The sequence below is a fragment of the Stenotrophomonas sp. YJH_SMC_12-1 genome (genome assembly GCF_059370935.1).
Window position 1 is genome coordinate 75,264 of the sequence record NZ_JCAFUD010000009.1, and the last position, 17,821, is coordinate 93,084.

The window sequence follows — 17,821 nt, forward strand, 5'->3', positions numbered from 1 at the left end:
CAACGACAACAGCAACCTCAAAAGCAGCTCTGGGTTGCTGCTAGTTTGGCGGGGCGGTGTGGGCTGGCAGGACACGCCGTAAACCCATCCCTGGGGGCTCGATGGCGCCTTGCTCGTGTGCGCTGTCCTGCGCACATGGCAAGACCGGGGTTGGGCATCCTGCCCAACCCGCCCGAGGCATGCCTCGGGCCCATGGCGCCAACGGTCCTGCCAGCCCACGCCGCCCCACCCCCGACAGTTTCCGTGTGACGGTGGGTTTTCCACGCTATGCGTGGATGAGGTGTATCGGAAAACAAGAAGGGGTCGGATCCGTTTTCCTTCGGAAAACGGATCCGACCCCAACCCACAGCGCGCGGCTGTTGCTGTTGCCTTTGCTTTTGATCTTCTTCCTTTTCTTCCTGCGGTGGCGGCCACGGAAACTGTCAGGGGCCGGGCGGGTGGGCTGGGCGGGGGTGTCAGCCGCATGGATGCGGCTGCCAAGCCTCCAGGGACGGATTCACGGCGTCCCCCGAACAGCCCACCCGCCCGGCCCAATCACATGATCCCGCTTCCACGAACCACCACCGCAGAGGGGGCTCAGCCCGGTGGCCGGGAAACCTCAATACCCCGCCGCCTGCCCGTCCTTGCGGCTCTCCGAAGCGCCGTAGTAAACCCCGCTCTCGGGATCGCGCATGATCGCCTGGTACCCGCCATAAGGCCCATCGGCGAACACGATGCGATGCCCCTTGCGCATCAGCGCGCGCACGGTCTCGTACGGGAAGCCGGTTTCCAGATTCACTTCACCACCATCGGTCATCGCCGTGGCCTGACCCGTCGGTTCAGTCGAGCCTTCGTGCTGGATGCGCGGTGCATCACCGGCTTCCTGCAGGTTCATGCCGAAGTCCACCAGGTTCATCACGATCTGCGCGTGGCCCTGCGGCTGCATCGCGCCGCCCATCACGCCGAAGCTGGCATACGGCTTGCCGCCCTTGGTGATGAAGGCCGGAATGATGGTCTGGAAGGGGCGCTTGCCCGGCGCGTAGCCGTTGGGATGGTTCTTCTGCAGCACGAACATCTCGCCGCGGTCCTGCAGGATGAAACCCAGACCGGGCGGTGCCATGCCGCTGCCCATGCCACGGTAGTTGGACTGGATCAGCGAAACCATCATGCCGTCGGCGTCGGCCACGGTCATGTAGATCGTGTCGCCCTCCTCCAGCTGCTTCGGCGTGCCCGGCTGCACTTCCTTCAACGCCTTGTCCATCGAGATCAGCGCACGACGCTGCGCGGCGTACTCCTTGGAGATGAGCTTCTGCACCGGTGCCGGCTGGAACGCCATGTCGGCGTAGAAACGCGCACGGTCGGCAAAGGCCAGCTTCTTCGCTTCGACAAACAGGTGCACGTGTTCCGGTGAACCGAACGGGATCTTCGAGAAGTCGTAGCCTTCCAGCACGTTGAGGATCTGCAGTGCGGCGATGCCCTGGCTGTTCGGCGGCAGTTCCCAGACGTCGTAGCCACGGTAGTTGCTGCTGACCGGTTCGACCCACTCGCCATGATGGTCAGCCATGTCCTGGTAGCTCAGGTAGCCACCGTTGGCCTTGAAGTAGTCGCCGATGGTGTGGGCGATCTCGCCCTTGTAGAAGGCGTCGCGGCCACCGTCGGCGATCTTCTGCAGGGTGCTGGCCAGGTTCGGGTTCTTCCACATCTCGCCCTTGCGCGGGGCGTGGCCGTTGATCGTGAACTGCTCCTTGAAGCCCGGGTACTGCGACAACTTGGGCACCGAGCGGTCCCAGTAGTAGGCGATCACCTCGGCCACCGGGTGACCCTCGCGGGCGTAGCGGATGGCCGGCGCCAGGTTGTCGGCCATCGGCTTGCGACCGAAGCGGTCGTGCAGCGCGAACCAGCCATCGACGGCACCCGGCACCGACACCGGCAGTGGACCGGTGGCCGGGATGTCCTTCAGGCCACGGCGCTGGAACTCGGCCAGTGTGAGCGACTTCGGCGAGCGGCCCGAGCCGTTGTAGCCGTAGAGCTTCTGCGTCTTCGGATCCCACACGATGGCGAAAAGGTCGCCGCCGATGCCGTTGCCGGTCGGCTCCATCAGGCCGAGCGCGGCGTTGGCGGCAATCGCCGCGTCCACTGCCGAACCGCCGCCCTTCATCACGTCCAGCGCGATCTGGGTGGCCAGTGGTTGCGAGGTCGCGGCCATCGCATGCGGGGCGATCACCTCCGAACGGGTGGCGAAGGTGTGGCCGGTGATGCGGTCGGCGGCGAAGGACAGCGCCGGTACGGCAGCCAATACGGCGGCGGCGAGCAGGGAACGGGCAAGGCGTCGGGACACGGTCGGGTTCCGATGGACGGGTGGTTCCCCGATCTTCGCCGCTGCGGCCTTCAAGCGGTATCGGACAGACGTCATGGACGTTGATCCTTGGGCGGAAAAATCCACCGGATTCCGCGCAAAAACCGCCCCGAAAGGAGTGAATTCGGGTTCACCGAAACACTTTCAGCAGCAACCATCCTTGTGCCGCAAGCAATTGCGCTGGATGCAGCGGAAACCGATAGAAAATCCGTCGCGAGGGTTGACACCGCCGAAATGGCTGTGTTTCTCTCGATCACATGTTGCATCACAACACGCCACCGCGAACCCACATCGAAGCCGCCGACACCGGCGCCGCCTCGCTGCGTTCGATTCTTGTGCTCGTACTTATTACCCAACCAACAGGTGCGGGACGAGCCAGCGTGTAAGCAACACACACACCGGAACTCTTCAAAAACCCGCACCCGCCCCGGTGCGGGTTTTTTCATTTCAGAACCTGGTTTCAGACGCAACCACCATGACCAACGCTCATCGCACAACCCGGACCTGCACCACCACGCCTTGTGGTGGCTGTGCCTGTGCGATGCGCGGCGCCTCCTCCACCGCTTTCCCCTGACCGGCCGGCACGTCACCTCGACGACCGGCCGTTCTTTTTTCTTCCCACCGCAAGGAACCTCCCCCATGAGCACCAACGACCTGCCCCAGACCAAGATCGCCGTCATCGGCTACGGCAGCCAGGGCCGCGCCCACGCACTGAACCTGCGCGAATCCGGCTTCGACGTGGTGGTAGGCCTGCGTCCGGGTGGGCCGACCGAAGCCAAGGCGCAGGCCGATGGCTTCACCGTGATCGCGCCCGCCGAGGCCGTGAAGGACGCCGACCTGGTTGCCGTGCTGACCCCGGACATGGTGCAGAAGAAGCTCTACAACGACGTGCTGGCGCCGAACATGAAACAGGGGGCGTGCCTGCTGTTCGCGCATGGCCTGAACGTGCATTACGGGATGATCGAGCCGCGTGCCGACCTGGACGTGGTGCTGGTCGCGCCGAAGGGCCCCGGCGCGCTGGTGCGCCGTGAGTACGAGATCGGCCGTGGCGTGCCGTGCATCTGGGCGGTCTACCAGGACATCAGCGGCAAGGCCGCGCAGCATGCGCAGGCCTATGCCGCCGGCCTCGGCGGTGCGCGCGCCAACCTGATCCAGACCACCTTCAAGGAAGAAACCGAAACCGATCTGTTCGGTGAGCAGGCGGTGCTGTGCGGCGGTGCCTCGGCGCTGGTGCAGGCCGGATTCGAGACCCTGGTCGAAGCCGGCTACCAGCCGGAGATCGCCTATTACGAAGTGCTGCACGAACTGAAGCTGATCGTGGACCTGTTCTATGAAGGCGGTATCTCGCGCATGTTGGAGTTCATCTCCGAGACCGCGCAGTACGGCGACTACGTCAGCGGCCCGCGCGTGATCGATGCCGGCACCAAGGAACGCATGAAGGAGGTGCTGAAGGACATCCAGGACGGCACCTTCACCAAGAACTGGGTGGCCGAGTACGAAGCGGGCCTGCCGAACTACAACAGGTTCAAGCAGGCCGACCTGGAGCACCCGATCGAGAAGGTGGGCAAGGAACTGCGCGCCAAGATGGTCTGGTTGCAAGGACAGGCTGCGTAACCACGCGGCCCTCCCCCACCCGCTTTGCAAGGTTCCCCCATGAACTCTTCGACACATCGCAGCGCGCCGCCCAACGGCGCGCGCTGGCTGACCCAGGCGCTGGAGGCCGAAGGCGTCCGCACGCTGTTCGGCTATCCCGGTGGCACCATCATGCCGTTCTACGACGCGCTGGTGGATTCGTCGCTGAAGCACATCCTGGTACGCCATGAGCAGGGCGCGGCCCTGGCCGCCAACGGCTTCGCCCGCGCCAGCAACCAGGTGGGCGTCTGCGTGGCCACCTCCGGCCCGGGCGCCTCGAACCTGGTCACCGGCATTGCCGATGCGATGCTGGATTCGGTACCGATGGTCTGCATCACCGGCCAGGTCGGCACGCCGCTGCTGGGCACCGACGCCTTCCAGGAACTGGATGTGTTCGGCCTGACGATGCCGATCGTCAAGCACAGCTGGCTGGTGCGTAGCGTCGATGACCTGCCGCGCGTGGTGGCCGATGCGTTCCGCATTGCCCGTGAGGGTCGCCCCGGCCCGGTGCTGATCGACCTGCCCAAGGATGTGCAACTGGCCGATGCCAGCCATCTGCCGGCGCATGTGCCCAGCAGCGTCGAACCGCCGCCGGCGCCGGCCGAGGCCGCCATCGCCGAGGCCATCGCCGCGCTGGCGGCGGCCGAAAAGCCGGTGGTCTACGCAGGTGGCGGCATCGCCCTGGGTGATGCCGTGCAGGACCTGCGCGACTTCGTCGAGGCCAGTGCCATCCCCACCGTGATGACCCTGCGCGGCCTCGGTGCACTGCCGGCCCACCATCCGCAGTCGCTGGGCATGCTGGGCATGCACGGCACCCGCGCCGCCAACATGGCGGTGCAGGAAAGCGACCTGCTGCTGGTGCTGGGCGCGCGCTTCGACGACCGCGCGACCGGCAAGCTGGCCGAGTTCGCGCCATTCGCCCGCGTCGTCCACATCGATGCGGACGCCTACGAGATCTCCAAGCTGCGCACTGCCGACATCGCCGTGCCTGGCAACGTCGGTCACGCCATCCGTGCCCTGCGTGCGGCCTTCCCCTCCCCCAGGGCCCACCAGGACGCGTGGCGCAAGCGCTGTGCGCAGCACCGCGATCGCTTCGCGGCCCGCTACGACGCACCGGGCCAGCACATCTACGCCCCGGCGCTGCTGAAGCGACTGAGCGAGCTGGCCCCGGCCGATGCGGTGATCGCCTGCGATGTCGGCCAGCACCAGATGTGGGTGGCCCAGCACTGCCGCTTCAACCACCCCCGCAACCACCTGACCAGTGGCGCACTGGGCACGATGGGCTTCGGCCTGCCAGCGGCGATGGGTGCGCAGTTCGCCTGCCCGGAGCGCACCGTGGTACTGGTGTCCGGCGACGGCAGCTTCATGATGAACGTGCAGGAGCTGGCGACCATCGCCCGCTGCCGCCTGCCGGTGAAGATCATGCTGCTGGACAACAGTTCGCTGGGCATGGTGCGGCAGTGGCAGGAACTGTTCTTCGCCGAGCGTTACAGCGAGATCGACCTGTCCGACAACCCGGACTTCGTAGCCCTGGCGCAGGTGTTCGGCATTGCCGCCACCCGCATCGACAACCGCGACGACGTGGAAGGCGGCCTGGCCGCGCTGCTGGCCGAGCCCGGCCCGGCGCTGCTGCACGTGGCCATCGATGCACGCGCCAACGTGTGGCCGCTGGTGCCGCCGAACACCGCCAACAGCACGATGCTGGAAAGCAATCCCACCCACGCCCGCCAGGAGACCCCCAATGCAATACCGGCTTGACCTGGTGCTGCACCCGGCCGAAGGCGCGCTGCTGCGCGTGATCGGCATGGCCGAACGCCGCGGCTTTGCGCCGCGTGCGATCAGCGGTGCGCCGGTGGCCGCCGACGATGGCCGCTGGCACCTGCAGCTGGTCGTCGATGGCCAGCGCCCGGCGGAAACGCTGTGCCGGCAGATCGAGAAGATCTACGACTGCGTGTCCGTGCAGGTCACCGCCGTGGAAGGAGTATCGCCATGAACACCCGTACCGTAGCGACCACGGTGCCGGTACGGAGGCGTCTTCTTCGCCGCCCGTGCCCGCATGCGGCGGTCGCCCGCACCGCGCTGGTGGCCCATGCCGGCCGCTGACACCAGCCAGGAAAGCGATGTCGGCGACGTAAGCGTCGCCGACGTCCTGGCAGCGCAGGCCCGCCTGCGCCGCTTCCTGCCGCCCACCCCGCTGCACCACGCCGAACGCTTCGGTACCTGGCTGAAGCTGGAGAACCTGCAGCGCACCGGTTCCTACAAGGTGCGCGGCGCATTGAATGCACTGCTGGCCGGCCGCGAACGCGGCGACACCCGGCCGGTGATCTGCGCCTCGGCCGGCAACCACGCCCAGGGCGTGGCCTGGGCCGCCTATCGCCTGGATGTGCCGGCCATCACTGTGATGCCGCATGGTGCACCCGCCACCAAGATCGCCGGCGTCGCCCACTGGGGCGCGACCGTGCGCCAGCACGGCAACAGCTATGACGAAGCCTACGCCTTCGCGGTCGAACTGGCACAACGCCACGGCTACCGCTTCCTGTCCGCGTTCGACGATGCCGACGTGATCGCCGGCCAGGGCACGGTCGGCATCGAGCTGGCCGCGCATGCCCCGGACGTGGTGATCGTGCCGATCGGTGGCGGTGGCCTGGCTTCCGGCGTGGCCCTGGCGCTGAAATCACAGGGCGTGCGCGTGGTCGGCGCGCAGGTGGAAGGCGTTGATTCGATGGCACGCGCGATCCGCGGCGACGTGCGCGAGATCGCACCCGTCGCCTCGCTGGCCGACGGCGTGCGGGTGAAGATCCCCGGCTTCCTGACCCGTCGCCTGTGCACCTCGCTGCTGGACGATGTGGTGATCGTGCGCGAAGCCGAACTGCGCGAAACCCTGGTCCGGCTGGCACTGGAAGAACACATCATTGCCGAGGGTGCCGGCGCGCTGGCGCTGGCCGCTGGCCGCCGCGTCGCGGGCCGCCGCAAGTGCGCGGTGGTGTCCGGCGGGAACATCGATGCCGGCGTGCTGGCCGGCCTGCTTACCGACATCCGACCGCGCCCGCCGCGCAAGCCACGGCGACGGCGCAGCGAAACACCCCGCTCGCCCGCCAAGGCCAGCGCGCCGCCCTCCCCCATGCCTTCCCCTTCCCACCTGCAAGCCGCAACGCCCGCTGTCGAGGAGATTTCCCTGTGACCACCATCGAACGAATTACCACCCCGCGCATCCGCATCTTCGACACCACCCTGCGTGACGGCGAGCAGTCCCCCGGCTGCAGCATGAGCCCGCCGCAGAAGCTGGTGATGGCGCGTGCGCTGGACGAACTGGGCGTGGACATCATCGAGACCGGCTTCCCGGCCAGCTCGCAGTCCGACCGCGAAGCGATGGCACTGATCGGCCGCGAACTGCGCCGCCCGAGCCTGACCCTGGCGGTGCTGTCGCGCTGCCTGCAGGCCGACATCGAGACCTCGGCACGCGCACTGGAAGCCGCGGCCAACCCGCGCCTGCATGTGTTCCTGTCGACCAGCCCGCTGCACCGCGAGCACAAGCTGCGCATGACCCGCGAACAGGTACTGGAGTCGGTACGCAAGCACGTATCGCTGGCCCGTTCCTATATCAACGATGTCGAATTCTCGGCCGAGGATGCCACCCGTACCGAGCTGGACTACCTGATCGAAGTCGCGCGCGTGGCGATCGCCGCCGGCGCCACCACCATCAACCTGCCCGACACCGTCGGCTTCACCACGCCGGAAGAAATCCGCGCGATGTTCCAGCAGGTCATCGCCGGCGTCGCAGATGTACCGAACGCGACCAACGTGATCTTCAGCGCGCACTGCCACAATGATCTGGGCCTGGCCGTGGCCAACTCGCTGGCCGCCATCGAAGGCGGCGCGCGCCAGGTCGAGTGCACCATCAACGGCATCGGCGAACGCGCCGGCAACTGTTCGCTGGAAGAGATCGCGATGGTGCTGAAGGTGCGCCAGGCCTTCTACGAGCAGGACAGTTCGATCAACACCCCGCGCATCGTCGGTACCTCGCAGCTGCTGCAGCGCCTGGTCGGCATGCCGGTGCAGCGCAACAAGGCCATCGTCGGCGCCAATGCGTTCGCCCACGAATCGGGCATCCACCAGCACGGCATGCTGCGCCACCGCGGCACCTACGAAATCATGCGCCCGGAAGACGTGGGCTGGGAGGATTCGCAGATGGTGCTGGGCCGCCACAGTGGCCGTGCCGCCGTTGAAGCGCGCCTGCGTGCGCTGGGCTTCTGGCTGGAGGAAGACGAACTGAAGCTGGTGTTCGAGCAGTTCAAGGGCCTGTGCGAACAGCAGCGCGTGGTCACCGATGCCGATCTGCAGACGCTGATGCAGGGTGGTTCCAACGCACAGGGCTACCGCCTGGCCTCGATGACCATCAGCGATGTCGGCAGCCGCGCCAACGCACTGGTCGAACTGTCCGACCCGGACGGCAACCGCGTGGCCGAGACCGCGCAGGGCGACGGCCCGGTCGATGCGCTGTTCGGCGCACTGTCGGCCGCCACCGGCGTGCAGCTGATGCTGGACAGTTACCACGTGCACAGCGTCGGCATCGGCGCCGATGCGCGCGGCGAAGCCAATCTGAGCGTACGCCACGAGGGTGTGGAGTACGACGGCACCGGCACCAGCAAGGACATCATCGAAGCCTCCGCGCTGGCCTGGCTGGATGTGGCCAACCGCCTGCTGCGCCAGCGCCAGGCTGCCGCCCACAGCAACACCGACGTTGCCACCGCCGCCACCGCCTGAGGACCCCGCCATGAGCGCCTTCGACATCCCCACCCCGGCCAGCGCCGCTGGCCAGCAGTGGAACGCCCAGGACTATGCGATCGATGCCGGCTTCGTGCCGCTGCTCGGCGGCGCGGTATCGCGCCTGCTCGACCCGCGCGCCGGTGAGCGCATCCTCGACCTGGGCTGTGGCGATGGCGTACTCAGTACCGAGCTGGCGCTGAGCGGCGCACGCATCCACGGTGTGGATGCTTCGCCGGAACTGGTGGTCGCCGCCCGCGCACGCGGTGTCGACGCGCAGGTGATGGACGGCCACGCGCTGTCGTTCGACAGCGAGTTCGATGCAGTGTTCAGCAATGCCGCACTGCATTGGATGACGACTCCGGACCGCGTGCTGGAAGGCGTGCGCCGCGCCCTGCGCCCCGGCGGCCGCTTTGTCGCCGAATTCGGTGGCCACGGAAACGTGGCCACGATCATCGCGGCGGTACAGGCCGCGCGTGTGGCCCACGGCCATGGCGCCAGCACCTTCCAGTGGTATTTCCCGACGGCCGATGCCTACGCCGACCGCCTGCGCCAGCATGGCTTCCAGGTGCAACTGATCGAGTGCACGCCGCGCCCGACCGCACTGCCGACCGGCGTGGCCGGCTGGCTGCGGGTCTTCGCCGCACCACTGCTGGACGACCTGCCGGCCGAGGCGCGCGCCACCGTGCGCGAGGCCGCCACCGCGTTGCTGGCCGAGCTGCCGCGCAATGCCGCCGGCCAGCCGCTGGCCGACTACGTGCGCCTGCGCGTGCTCGCCCGCCGTCGCTGACTTGACCGTTCCGTTTTCTTTACTGATGTTCGCTCTTTCGTACTTCTGCCAGGCATACGCATGACTTCCGCACCCCGCACCCTGTACGACAAACTGTGGGACGCCCACGTGGTGGTTCCCGAATCCGACAGCGCCCCCGCCGTGCTGTACATCGACCTGCACCTGATCCACGAGGTGACCTCACCGCAGGCGTTCACCGAACTGCGCGAGCGCGGCCTGTCGCCGCGCCGCCCGGACCGCACCAAGGCGACGATGGACCACTCCACGCCAACCCTGCCGCCTGCCGCCGACGGCACGCTTCCCTACGCCAGCGCTGCGTCCGAAGCTCAGGTCGCCACCCTGGCACGCAACTGCGCCGAACACGGCATCGAACTGTTCGACATGGCCTCGGACAATCGCGGCATCGTCCACGTGATCGCGCCGGAACAAGGCTTCACCCAGCCCGGCATGACCATCGTCTGCGGCGACAGCCACACCTCCACCCACGGTGCGTTCGGTTCGCTGGCCTTCGGCATCGGCACCAGTGAAGTCGGCCACGTGCTGGCCACGCAGTGCCTGCTGCAGCGCAAGGCGAAGACCTTCGCGATCACCGTCGATGGCCCGCTGGCGCCCGGCGTCGGCGCCAAGGACGTGGTCCTGCACATCATCGGCGTGATCGGCGTCAACGGCGGCACCGGCCACGTCATCGAGTTCCGTGGCAGCACCATCGAAGCGATGGACATGGAACAGCGCATGACCCTGTGCAACATGTCGATCGAGGCGGGTGCGCGTGCCGGCATGGTGGCGCCGGACCAGGTCACCTTCGACTTCGTCGCTGCTACCCCGCGCGGCCCCAAGGGTGCCGACTTCGACGCGGCCGTCGCACGCTGGCAGCAGCTGCGCAGCGATGACGGCGCGCGCTTTGACAGCGAAGTGCACATCGACGCCGCCGACATCCGCCCGACCCTGACCTGGGGCACGCATCCGGGCACCGCCATCGCGGTGGATGCACCGATCCCCGCCGCCAACGATGCCGCCGCACAGAAGGGTCTGGACTACATGCATTTCCAGGCCGGCAAGGCGTTGGCGGGCACGCCGGTGGACGTGGTGTTCGTCGGCTCGTGCACCAATGGCCGCCTGAGCGACATGCGCGAGGTGGCGCAGGTGCTGCGCGGTCGTCGCGTCGCTGACCGGGTGCGCATGCTGGTGGTGCCGGGCTCGGAGATCGTCAAGCGCGAGGCCGAGGCCGAAGGCATCCACGAGATCGTGCGCGCGGCCGGTGCCGAGTGGCGCGAGCCGGGCTGCTCGATGTGCATCGCCATGAACGGCGATCTGGTCGCGCCCGGGCAGCTGGCCGTCAGCACCAGCAACCGCAATTTCGAAGGCCGCCAGGGTCCTGGTTCGCGCACGCTGCTGGCCTCGCCGATGAGCGCGGCGTGGGCCGCGGTGAACGGGCACGTCGCCGATACCCGCGAACTGTTCGCACAGGAGGTGGCGTGATGGCCGGTTTCCGTACCCTGACCTCGGCCAGCGTGGTGCTGCGCCAGACCAACATCGACACCGACCAGATCATTCCGGCGCGGTTCCTGTCCACCACCGAACGCGCCGGCCTGGGCCGCAACGCGTTCAACGACTGGCGCTGGCAGGCCGACGGTTCGCCGGTGGCCGACTTCGCCTTCAACCAGCCGCACAACGCCGGCCGCAGCATCCTGCTGGCGGGCCGCAACTTCGGCTGCGGCTCGTCGCGCGAGCATGCACCGTGGGCACTGACCGACCTGGGCCTGCGCGCCATCGTCAGCAGCGAGATCGCCGACATCTTCCGCGGCAACTCGCTGAAGAACGGCCTGCTGCCGATCGTGCTGGACGAAGCCGACGTGCAGGCGCTGATGCAGCGCCCGGACGACGAGCTGACCATCGACGTGGCCGCGCGTGAGCTGCGCACGCCCGATGGGCGCGTCTATTCCTTCCCGCTGGATGGCTTCTCGCAGACCTGCCTGCTGGAAGGCGTCGACCAGTTGGGGTATCTGTTGGGCCGTGTCCCTGAAATCGAACGCTACGAGAGTGAGCATGCACGCTGAAATTGTTGTCCTGCCCGGTGATGGCATCGGCCCGGAAGTGGCCGCCGCGGCAGTCGCCGTCCTGAAGTCTGTCGCCACACGCTTCAACCACACCTTCACCTTCAGCGAGCACGACATCGGTGGCATCGCCATCGACCGCCACGGCGAGCCGCTGCCGGCCTCTACGTTGACTGCCTGCCAAGCCGCCAACGCGGTGCTGCTGGGTGCGGTCGGCGGCCCGAAGTGGTCCGATCCCAATGCCAAGGTGCGCCCGGAACAGGGCCTGCTGGCGATCCGCAAGGCGCTGGGCCTGTATGCCAACCTGCGCCCGGTGCGTACCCACGAAGCCGCACTGCACGCCTCGCCGATCAAGGCCGAGCTGCTGCAGGGCGTGGACTTCGTGGTGGTACGCGAACTGACCGGCGGCATCTACTTCGGCGACAAGACCCGCGACGCCGACAGCGCCAGCGACCTGTGCCGCTACACCGTGGCCGAGATCGAACGCGTGCTGCGCAGTGCCTTCCGCCTGGCCCGGCAGCGCCGCGGCAAGGTCACCTCGGTGGACAAGGCCAACGTGCTGGAGACCTCGCGCCTGTGGCGTGACGTGGCCGCGCGCATCGGCCGCGAGGAATTCCCGGACGTTGCACTGGAGCACCAGCTGGTCGATTCCATGGCCATGCATCTGCTGGCCAAGCCGCGCGAGTACGACGTGATCGTCACCGAGAACATGTTCGGCGACATCCTCACCGACGAAGCCTCGATGCTGGCCGGCTCGCTGGGCCTGCTGCCGTCGGCCTCGCTGGGCGAGCCGGGCGCGGTCGGCATCTACGAACCGATCCATGGTTCGGCCCCGGATATCGCTGGCAAGGGCATCGCCAATCCGTACGCGACGATCTTCAGCGCCGCGATGCTGCTGCGCCATTCGCTGGGTTTGGAAACGGAAGCCGCTGCGGTGGAAGCCGCCGTGCACGCCGTGCTGGACGACGGCGTGTTCACCGCCGATCTGGCCGCCAAGGGCCAGGCGGTGAGCACGGCAGCCGCCACCGACGCAGTGCTGGCCAAACTCAACTGATCCGATAGCGCCACGCCATGCGTGGCGCCTCTCCCTCCGGACATTGCGGGCAGCCACCCATGGGGTGGCTACATTATTTGGTGGTGTACCCACCATTGACCAGGATGGTCTGCCCGGTCATCCACCAGCCATCGGTCACCAGGAAGCGGATCCACGGCACGATGTCGGCGATGTCGGTCAGGCCGGTGCGGGTGAACGCCGAGAGCGCGGCCGCGGTCTTGTGGTACGCCTGCGCATCGGCACTCTCGGCCGGGTAGAAGAACGGCGTGTCCATCGGGCCCGGCCCGATCGCAGTCACCGAGATGCCGCGCTCACCGAACTCCTTGGACGCCGCGCGGGTGAAATGCTCAACCGGCGCCTTGGTGCCGGCATAGCTGGAATAGAACGGCGTGAACGCACCCAGCAGTGAGGTGACCAGAGTGCAGACGCGGCCACCGTCGTTGACGTGGCGTCCAGCCTCCTTGAGAAAGAAGAACGCGGCCTTGGCGTTGACCGCGCTCATCTCGTCGTACTCGGCTTCGCTGATCTCCAGCAGCGGCTTCTTCAGCACCTTGCCGACCGTATTGATGGCGATGTCGGGACGGCCGACTGCGGCCACGGCATCGGCGAACAAGCGCTCCATCGCTGCCGCCGACGTCAGGTCGCCCTGCAGGGCAACGGCCTTGCTGCCAGCGGCCTGTACGGCGGCCACGGTCGCCTCTGCATCGGCCTGGGTGGCGGCGCTGTTGTAGTGGATGACGATGGCTTTGGCGCCCTGGCTGGCGAAGTCGCGGGCGATCAGTCCGCCCAGGTTTTTGGCGCCACCGGCGATCAGCACGGTCTTGCCCTTGAGGGAATGGTCGGTCATGGCCTCGGTCTCGGAAGTGGGCTGTCCGGGGTGGCAACCCTGCCCTGACGACGATATCGTGCAGAAAATGCGGATAAAGCCCGCCGCATTGACTTAACCTTCCAGAGCCAGCGAACAATGGACCGGATCGATCGCTTCCGCATCTTCACCCGGGTGGTGGAGTGCGCCAGCTTCACCCGCGCCGCCGACCAGCTCGGCCTGCCCCGCTCCACCGTCTCGGCAGCCATTGCGGAGCTGGAGCAGCGTCTCGGTACCCGCCTGCTGCAGCGCTCGACCCGACGGGTGTCCACCACCCACGACGGCGACGTGTTCCATGCCCGCTGCCTGCGCCTGATCGCCGAGGTTGAAGACGCCGAATCGCTGTTCCGGCAGGACGATGCGCAGCCGGTGGGCCAGCTGAAGATCGACGTGCCAAGTCGCATCGGCCGCCGCATCATCGCCCCGGCGCTGCCCGACTTCTTCGCGCGCCATCCGCAGGTGGAAGTCGACCTGGGCATGACCGACCGCGCGGTGAACCTGATCGAAGACGGTTGCGATGCGGTGTTGCGTGTCGGGCAGCTGGGCGATTCCAGTCTGGTGGCGCGCACGCTTGGCCAGCTCGACTTCGTCAACGTCGCCGCGCCGGCGTACCTGCGTGAACACGGCGTGCCGCAGCAGCCTGCCGACCTGCAGCAGCATCGTGCGGTGAACTATGCATCGCCGACCACGGCACGGGTGGAACCGTGGGAGTGGCAGGAGGGCGCGCAGCTGCGCACATTGCCGATGCCCGGCTGGGTGCGGGTGAACAGTGCGGAAGCGTCGATCGCGTGCTGCGTGGCCGGCCTGGGGTTGCTGCAGATTCCGCGTTACGACGTGCAGGCGGAACTGCAATCCGGCGAACTGGTGGAAGTGATGCCGCAGTACGTGGCGCAGCCGTTGCCGGTGACCCTGCTGCAGCCGCATCGGCAACACCGCGCGCAACGCGTGCAGGTATTCATCGAATGGCTGCTGCCGGTGCTGCGGAGCGGCCTGCAGCTACAGTAGATCCACGCCATGCGTGGATGCGTGCCGCAGTGCCAACCAAGGTTGGCACCTACCAGGGCAAAGACCAGCTGCTGTAGATCCACACCATGCGTGGATGCATGCGTCAGTGCCAACCAAGGTTGGCACCTACCAGGGCGGTGGCCGCAGAATCCGGGGCATTACGCCCCGGATTCGTCCGGCTTCACCCGGAACCATGCCGCATACAGCGCTGGCAGGAACACCAGGGTCAGCACCGTGCCGACGATCAGGCCGCCCATGATCGAGATCGCCATCGAGCCATAGAACGCGCTGCGCGACAGCGGAATCATCGCCAGCACGGCCGCCAGCGCGGTCAGAACGATCGGGCGGAAGCGGCGCACCGTGGCGTCGATGATCGAATGCCAACGGTCATGCCCGGCATCGATGTCCTGCTGGATCTGGTCGATCAGGATCACCGAGTTGCGCATGATCATGCCGGCCAGTGCGATCGTGCCCAGCAGTGCCACGAAGCCGAACGGCGCGCGGAACAGCAGCAGGAACAACGTCGCACCGATGATGCCCAGCGGCGCGGTCACCAGCACCATCGCCGCGCGCGAGAAGCTGCGCAGCTGCAGCATCAGCAGCGTGGCCACCACCACCAGGAACAGCGGCATGCCGGCCTTGATCGAGTTCTGGCCACGTGCCGAATCCTCCACGGTACCGCCGGTTTCCAGCAGGTAGCCGCTGGGCAGCTCGGCACGGATGCCGTCCAGCGTTGGCAGGATCTGGTGCACCACATCCAACGGCTGCATGCCATCGCTGATGTCGGCGCGCACGGTCACCGTCGGCAGGCGGTTGCGGTGCCAGATGATGCCGTCCTCGAAGCCGTACTCCATCGTCGCCACCTGCGACAGCGTGATGCTGCCGCCGTTGGCGGTCGGCATCGACAGGCTCGACAGCAGCTCCAGCTGGTTGCGCTCGTCGGCCGGGCCACGCAGCAGCATCTCGATCTGGCGGTTGCCCTCGCGGTACACGCTCACCGACTGCCCGGCCAGCGAACTGGACAGGAACTGGCTGACCTGGGCACTGCTCACGCCCAGCGCCCGCGCACGCTCCTGGTCGATCACCAGCCGCACCACCTTGCTCGGCTCGCTCCAGTCCAGGTTGACGTTCATCACGTGCGGGTTCTCGCGCACCTTGGCTTCGACCTGGCGCGCGATCGCCTGCACCTTCTCGATGTGCTCGCCGGAAATGCGCATCTGCACCGGATAGCCGACCGGCGGGCCGTTCTCCAGGCGGGTCACGCGCATCTGCACGTCCGGGAACTTCGGAATCACCTCGTGCAGCAGCCAGTCACGTGTGCTTTCGCGCGCCTTGATGTCCTTGGCCAGTACCACGAACTGGGCGAAGTTGGTGGCCGGCAGCTGCTGGTCCAGCGGCAGGTAGAAGCGCGGCGAACCGGTGCCCACGTAGGACACGTAGTTGGCGATGCCCTCGCGGCTGGACAGCAGCTTCTCCAGCTTCTCGGCCTGGGCCTGGGTCGAGCGCAGCGATGCGCCCTCGGCCAGCTCGATGTCCACCATCAGTTCCGGCCGGGTCGAATCCGGGAAGAACTGCTGCGGCACGAAGCGGAACATCATCAGCGAGAACACGAACAGGGCGATGGTCGCGGCAATCACCCACCAGCGGTGGCGCAGGCAGCCATCGAGGAAGCGACGGAAGCTGCGGTAGAACGGGCGCTGGTACGGATCGTGGTCGTGCCCGTGCTGCGGCGGCGCGATCAGGTTGGCCAGCGCCGGATAGCGGTCGGCCCACTGCTGGCGCTTGGCATGCCAGCGCGCGGACACGCTGCCCGGCTTCGGCGGCTGCGGATTGAACAGGTCCGGCAGCATCTTGTCGCCCAGGTACGGGATGAACAGCACCGCCGCGATCCACGACACCACCAGCGCGATGGTCACCACCTGGAACAGCGAACGCGTGTACTCACCGGTGCTCGAGGCCGCCGTAGCGATGGGCAGGAAGCCAGCCGCCGTGATCAGCGTGCCGGTCAGCATCGGGAACGCGGTGGATTCCCAGGCGAAACTGGCCGCGCGCAGGCGGTCGTAACCCTGCTCCATCTTGGTGGCCATCATCTCCACCGCGATGATCGCATCGTCCACCAGCAGGCCCAGCGCCAGCACCAGTGCACCCAGCGAAATCTTGTGCAGGCCGATGTCGAAGTAGTGCATGACGAAGAAGGTCATCGCCAGCACCAGTGGAATGGTCACGCCCACCACCAGGCCGGTGCGCAGGCCCAGCGAGAAGAAACTGACCAGCAGCACGATCACCACTGCTTCGGTCAGCACCTGCACGAACTCGCCGACCGACTCTTCCACCGACTGCGGCTGGTCGGACACCTTGCGCAGCTGCATGCCCGCCGGCAGGGTCTTCTGCAGGCGCTCGAACTCGGCATCGAGATTGGCGCCGAGCTTGAGGATGTCACCGCCATCCTTCATCGCCACTGCCAGGCCGATGGCCTCTTCACCCATGAAGCGCATCTTCGGCGACGCCGGATCGGCGAAGCCACGCTTGACCTCGGCGATGTCGCCCAGGTGCACGGTGCGGTCACCGGCGCGGATCGGGAACTGGCGGATCGCTTCGATGTCGTTGAACTGGCCGGTCACGCGCAGCTGCACGCGGTCGGTGGCGGTCTCGAAGAAGCTGGTGCCGGTGACCGCATTCTGGTCGGCCAGCGCCTGCTGTACCTGCTGCATCGACACACCCAGCGTGGCCAGGCGGGTGTTGGACAGCTCGATCCACACCTTCTCGTCCTGCAGGCCGACCAGGTCGATCTTGCCGACATCGGGCACGCGCTGCAGTTCCAGCTGGATGCGGTCGGCGTAGTCGCGCATCACCGCGTAGTCGAAGCCCTTGCCGGTCAACGCATAGATGTTGCCGTAGGTGTCGCCGAACTCATCGTTGAAGAACGGACCGACGATCTCGCGCGGCAGCGTCGCACGGATGTCGCCCACGCGCTTGCGCACCTGGTACCACAGGTCCGGGATCTGCCTGGAACGCAGGCTGTCGCGGGCCATGAAGATGACCTGCGATTCGCCGGGGCGCGAATAGGAGCGGATGAACTCGTACTCGCCGGTGTTCATCAGCGCCTTCTCGATCGGCTCGGTCACCTGCCGCGAGACCTGTTCAGCGGTGGCGCCCGGCCACAGCGTGCGCACCACCATCGCCTTGAAGGTGAATGGTGGATCCTCGGACTGGCCCAGGTGCTTGTACGACCACGCGCCGATCAGCGCGAAGGCCAGCATCGCGAACAGCACCAGCGGGCGGTTGGCCAGCGCCCACTCGGAAAGATTGAAGCGGCGCACCG

General features: G+C 67.2%; 13 protein-coding genes. 10 read left to right on the forward strand and 3 right to left on the reverse strand.

All coding sequences use genetic code 11. The annotated features are described in order from the left end of the window. Positions 1–598: 598 nt before the first annotated feature. Positions 599–2,317, reverse strand: a complete 1,719-nt coding sequence (gene ggt / locus AC5P8Y_RS16850) for a gamma-glutamyltransferase (protein WP_049453159.1) — start codon at positions 2,315–2,317, stop codon at positions 599–601. 657 nt (positions 2,318–2,974) lie between these two features. Between ggt and ilvC the strand changes: the two genes are divergently transcribed. From ilvC to leuB, 9 genes are all read left to right on the forward strand, one after another. Then, entirely contained in the window at positions 2,975–3,949 is a 975-nt protein-coding gene (gene ilvC / locus AC5P8Y_RS16855; protein WP_005410945.1) for a ketol-acid reductoisomerase, read from the forward strand. A 39-nt stretch (positions 3,950–3,988) separates the two neighbouring features. Further along, positions 3,989–5,725 carry an acetolactate synthase 2 catalytic subunit gene (ilvG, locus tag AC5P8Y_RS16860; protein ID WP_495202099.1) on the forward strand — a complete coding sequence of 579 codons (1,737 nt, stop codon included), beginning with the start codon at positions 3,989–3,991 and terminating at the stop codon, positions 5,723–5,725. Then, positions 5,709–5,960, forward strand: coding sequence for an ACT domain-containing protein (locus AC5P8Y_RS16865; RefSeq protein ID WP_005410947.1), 252 nt, complete (start codon positions 5,709–5,711; stop codon positions 5,958–5,960). Before ilvG ends, AC5P8Y_RS16865 begins: the two co-directional genes overlap by 17 nt. A 96-nt stretch (positions 5,961–6,056) precedes the next feature. Next, positions 6,057–7,148, forward strand: a complete 1,092-nt coding sequence (locus AC5P8Y_RS16870; RefSeq protein WP_033835631.1) for a threonine dehydratase — start codon at positions 6,057–6,059, stop codon at positions 7,146–7,148. Beyond that, a complete protein-coding gene (locus tag AC5P8Y_RS16875) occupies positions 7,145–8,731 on the forward strand; it encodes a 2-isopropylmalate synthase (RefSeq protein WP_049403576.1) in 1,587 nt (528 codons plus the stop codon). The genes AC5P8Y_RS16870 and AC5P8Y_RS16875 overlap by 4 nt, the downstream gene beginning before the upstream one ends. 10 nt (positions 8,732–8,741) lie before the next feature. Continuing rightward, a complete protein-coding gene (locus AC5P8Y_RS16880; protein WP_033835633.1) occupies positions 8,742–9,521 on the forward strand; it encodes a class I SAM-dependent methyltransferase in 780 nt (259 codons plus the stop codon). 60 nt (positions 9,522–9,581) lie between these two features. Continuing rightward, positions 9,582–11,000, forward strand: coding sequence for a 3-isopropylmalate dehydratase large subunit (gene leuC, locus AC5P8Y_RS16885; RefSeq protein ID WP_049403577.1), 1,419 nt, complete (start codon positions 9,582–9,584; stop codon positions 10,998–11,000). After that, positions 11,000–11,578, forward strand: a complete 579-nt coding sequence (leuD, locus tag AC5P8Y_RS16890) for a 3-isopropylmalate dehydratase small subunit (protein WP_005410953.1) — start codon at positions 11,000–11,002, stop codon at positions 11,576–11,578. The genes leuC and leuD overlap by 1 nt, the downstream gene beginning before the upstream one ends. Further along, a complete protein-coding gene (leuB, locus tag AC5P8Y_RS16895) occupies positions 11,568–12,629 on the forward strand; it encodes a 3-isopropylmalate dehydrogenase (protein WP_005410954.1) in 1,062 nt (353 codons plus the stop codon). The genes leuD and leuB overlap by 11 nt, the downstream gene beginning before the upstream one ends. 73 nt (positions 12,630–12,702) lie before the next feature. Here leuB and AC5P8Y_RS16900 read toward each other — a convergent pair whose 3' ends face one another. Next, positions 12,703–13,476, reverse strand: a complete 774-nt coding sequence (locus AC5P8Y_RS16900; protein ID WP_049403578.1) for an SDR family oxidoreductase — start codon at positions 13,474–13,476, stop codon at positions 12,703–12,705. A gap of 117 nt (positions 13,477–13,593) precedes the next feature. Between AC5P8Y_RS16900 and AC5P8Y_RS16905 the strand changes: the two genes are divergently transcribed. Then, positions 13,594–14,499, forward strand: coding sequence for a LysR family transcriptional regulator (locus AC5P8Y_RS16905; protein WP_049403579.1), 906 nt, complete (start codon positions 13,594–13,596; stop codon positions 14,497–14,499). Between the two features lie 158 nt (positions 14,500–14,657). Here AC5P8Y_RS16905 and AC5P8Y_RS16910 read toward each other — a convergent pair whose 3' ends face one another. Then, complete coding sequence (locus tag AC5P8Y_RS16910; RefSeq protein WP_049403580.1) at positions 14,658–17,819, reverse strand: efflux RND transporter permease subunit; 3,162 nt, start codon at positions 17,817–17,819, stop codon at positions 14,658–14,660. Between the last annotated feature and the right edge of the window lie 2 nt (positions 17,820–17,821).

Coding starts and splice junctions, on each gene's coding strand:
- ilvC (WP_005410945.1), top strand. CDS start 2,975: ATGAGCACCAACGACCTGCCCCAGACCAAGATCGCCGTCATCGGCTAC.
- ilvG (WP_495202099.1), top strand. CDS start 3,989: ATGAACTCTTCGACACATCGCAGCGCGCCGCCCAACGGCGCGCGCTGG.
- leuD (WP_005410953.1), top strand. CDS start 11,000: ATGGCCGGTTTCCGTACCCTGACCTCGGCCAGCGTGGTGCTGCGCCAG.
- AC5P8Y_RS16900 (WP_049403578.1), bottom strand. CDS start 13,476: ATGACCGACCATTCCCTCAAGGGCAAGACCGTGCTGATCGCCGGTGGC.
- AC5P8Y_RS16905 (WP_049403579.1), top strand. CDS start 13,594: ATGGACCGGATCGATCGCTTCCGCATCTTCACCCGGGTGGTGGAGTGC.
- AC5P8Y_RS16865 (WP_005410947.1), top strand. CDS start 5,709: ATGCAATACCGGCTTGACCTGGTGCTGCACCCGGCCGAAGGCGCGCTG.
- leuB (WP_005410954.1), top strand. CDS start 11,568: ATGCACGCTGAAATTGTTGTCCTGCCCGGTGATGGCATCGGCCCGGAA.
- AC5P8Y_RS16880 (WP_033835633.1), top strand. CDS start 8,742: ATGAGCGCCTTCGACATCCCCACCCCGGCCAGCGCCGCTGGCCAGCAG.
- AC5P8Y_RS16870 (WP_033835631.1), top strand. CDS start 6,057: ATGCCGGCCGCTGACACCAGCCAGGAAAGCGATGTCGGCGACGTAAGC.
- leuC (WP_049403577.1), top strand. CDS start 9,582: ATGACTTCCGCACCCCGCACCCTGTACGACAAACTGTGGGACGCCCAC.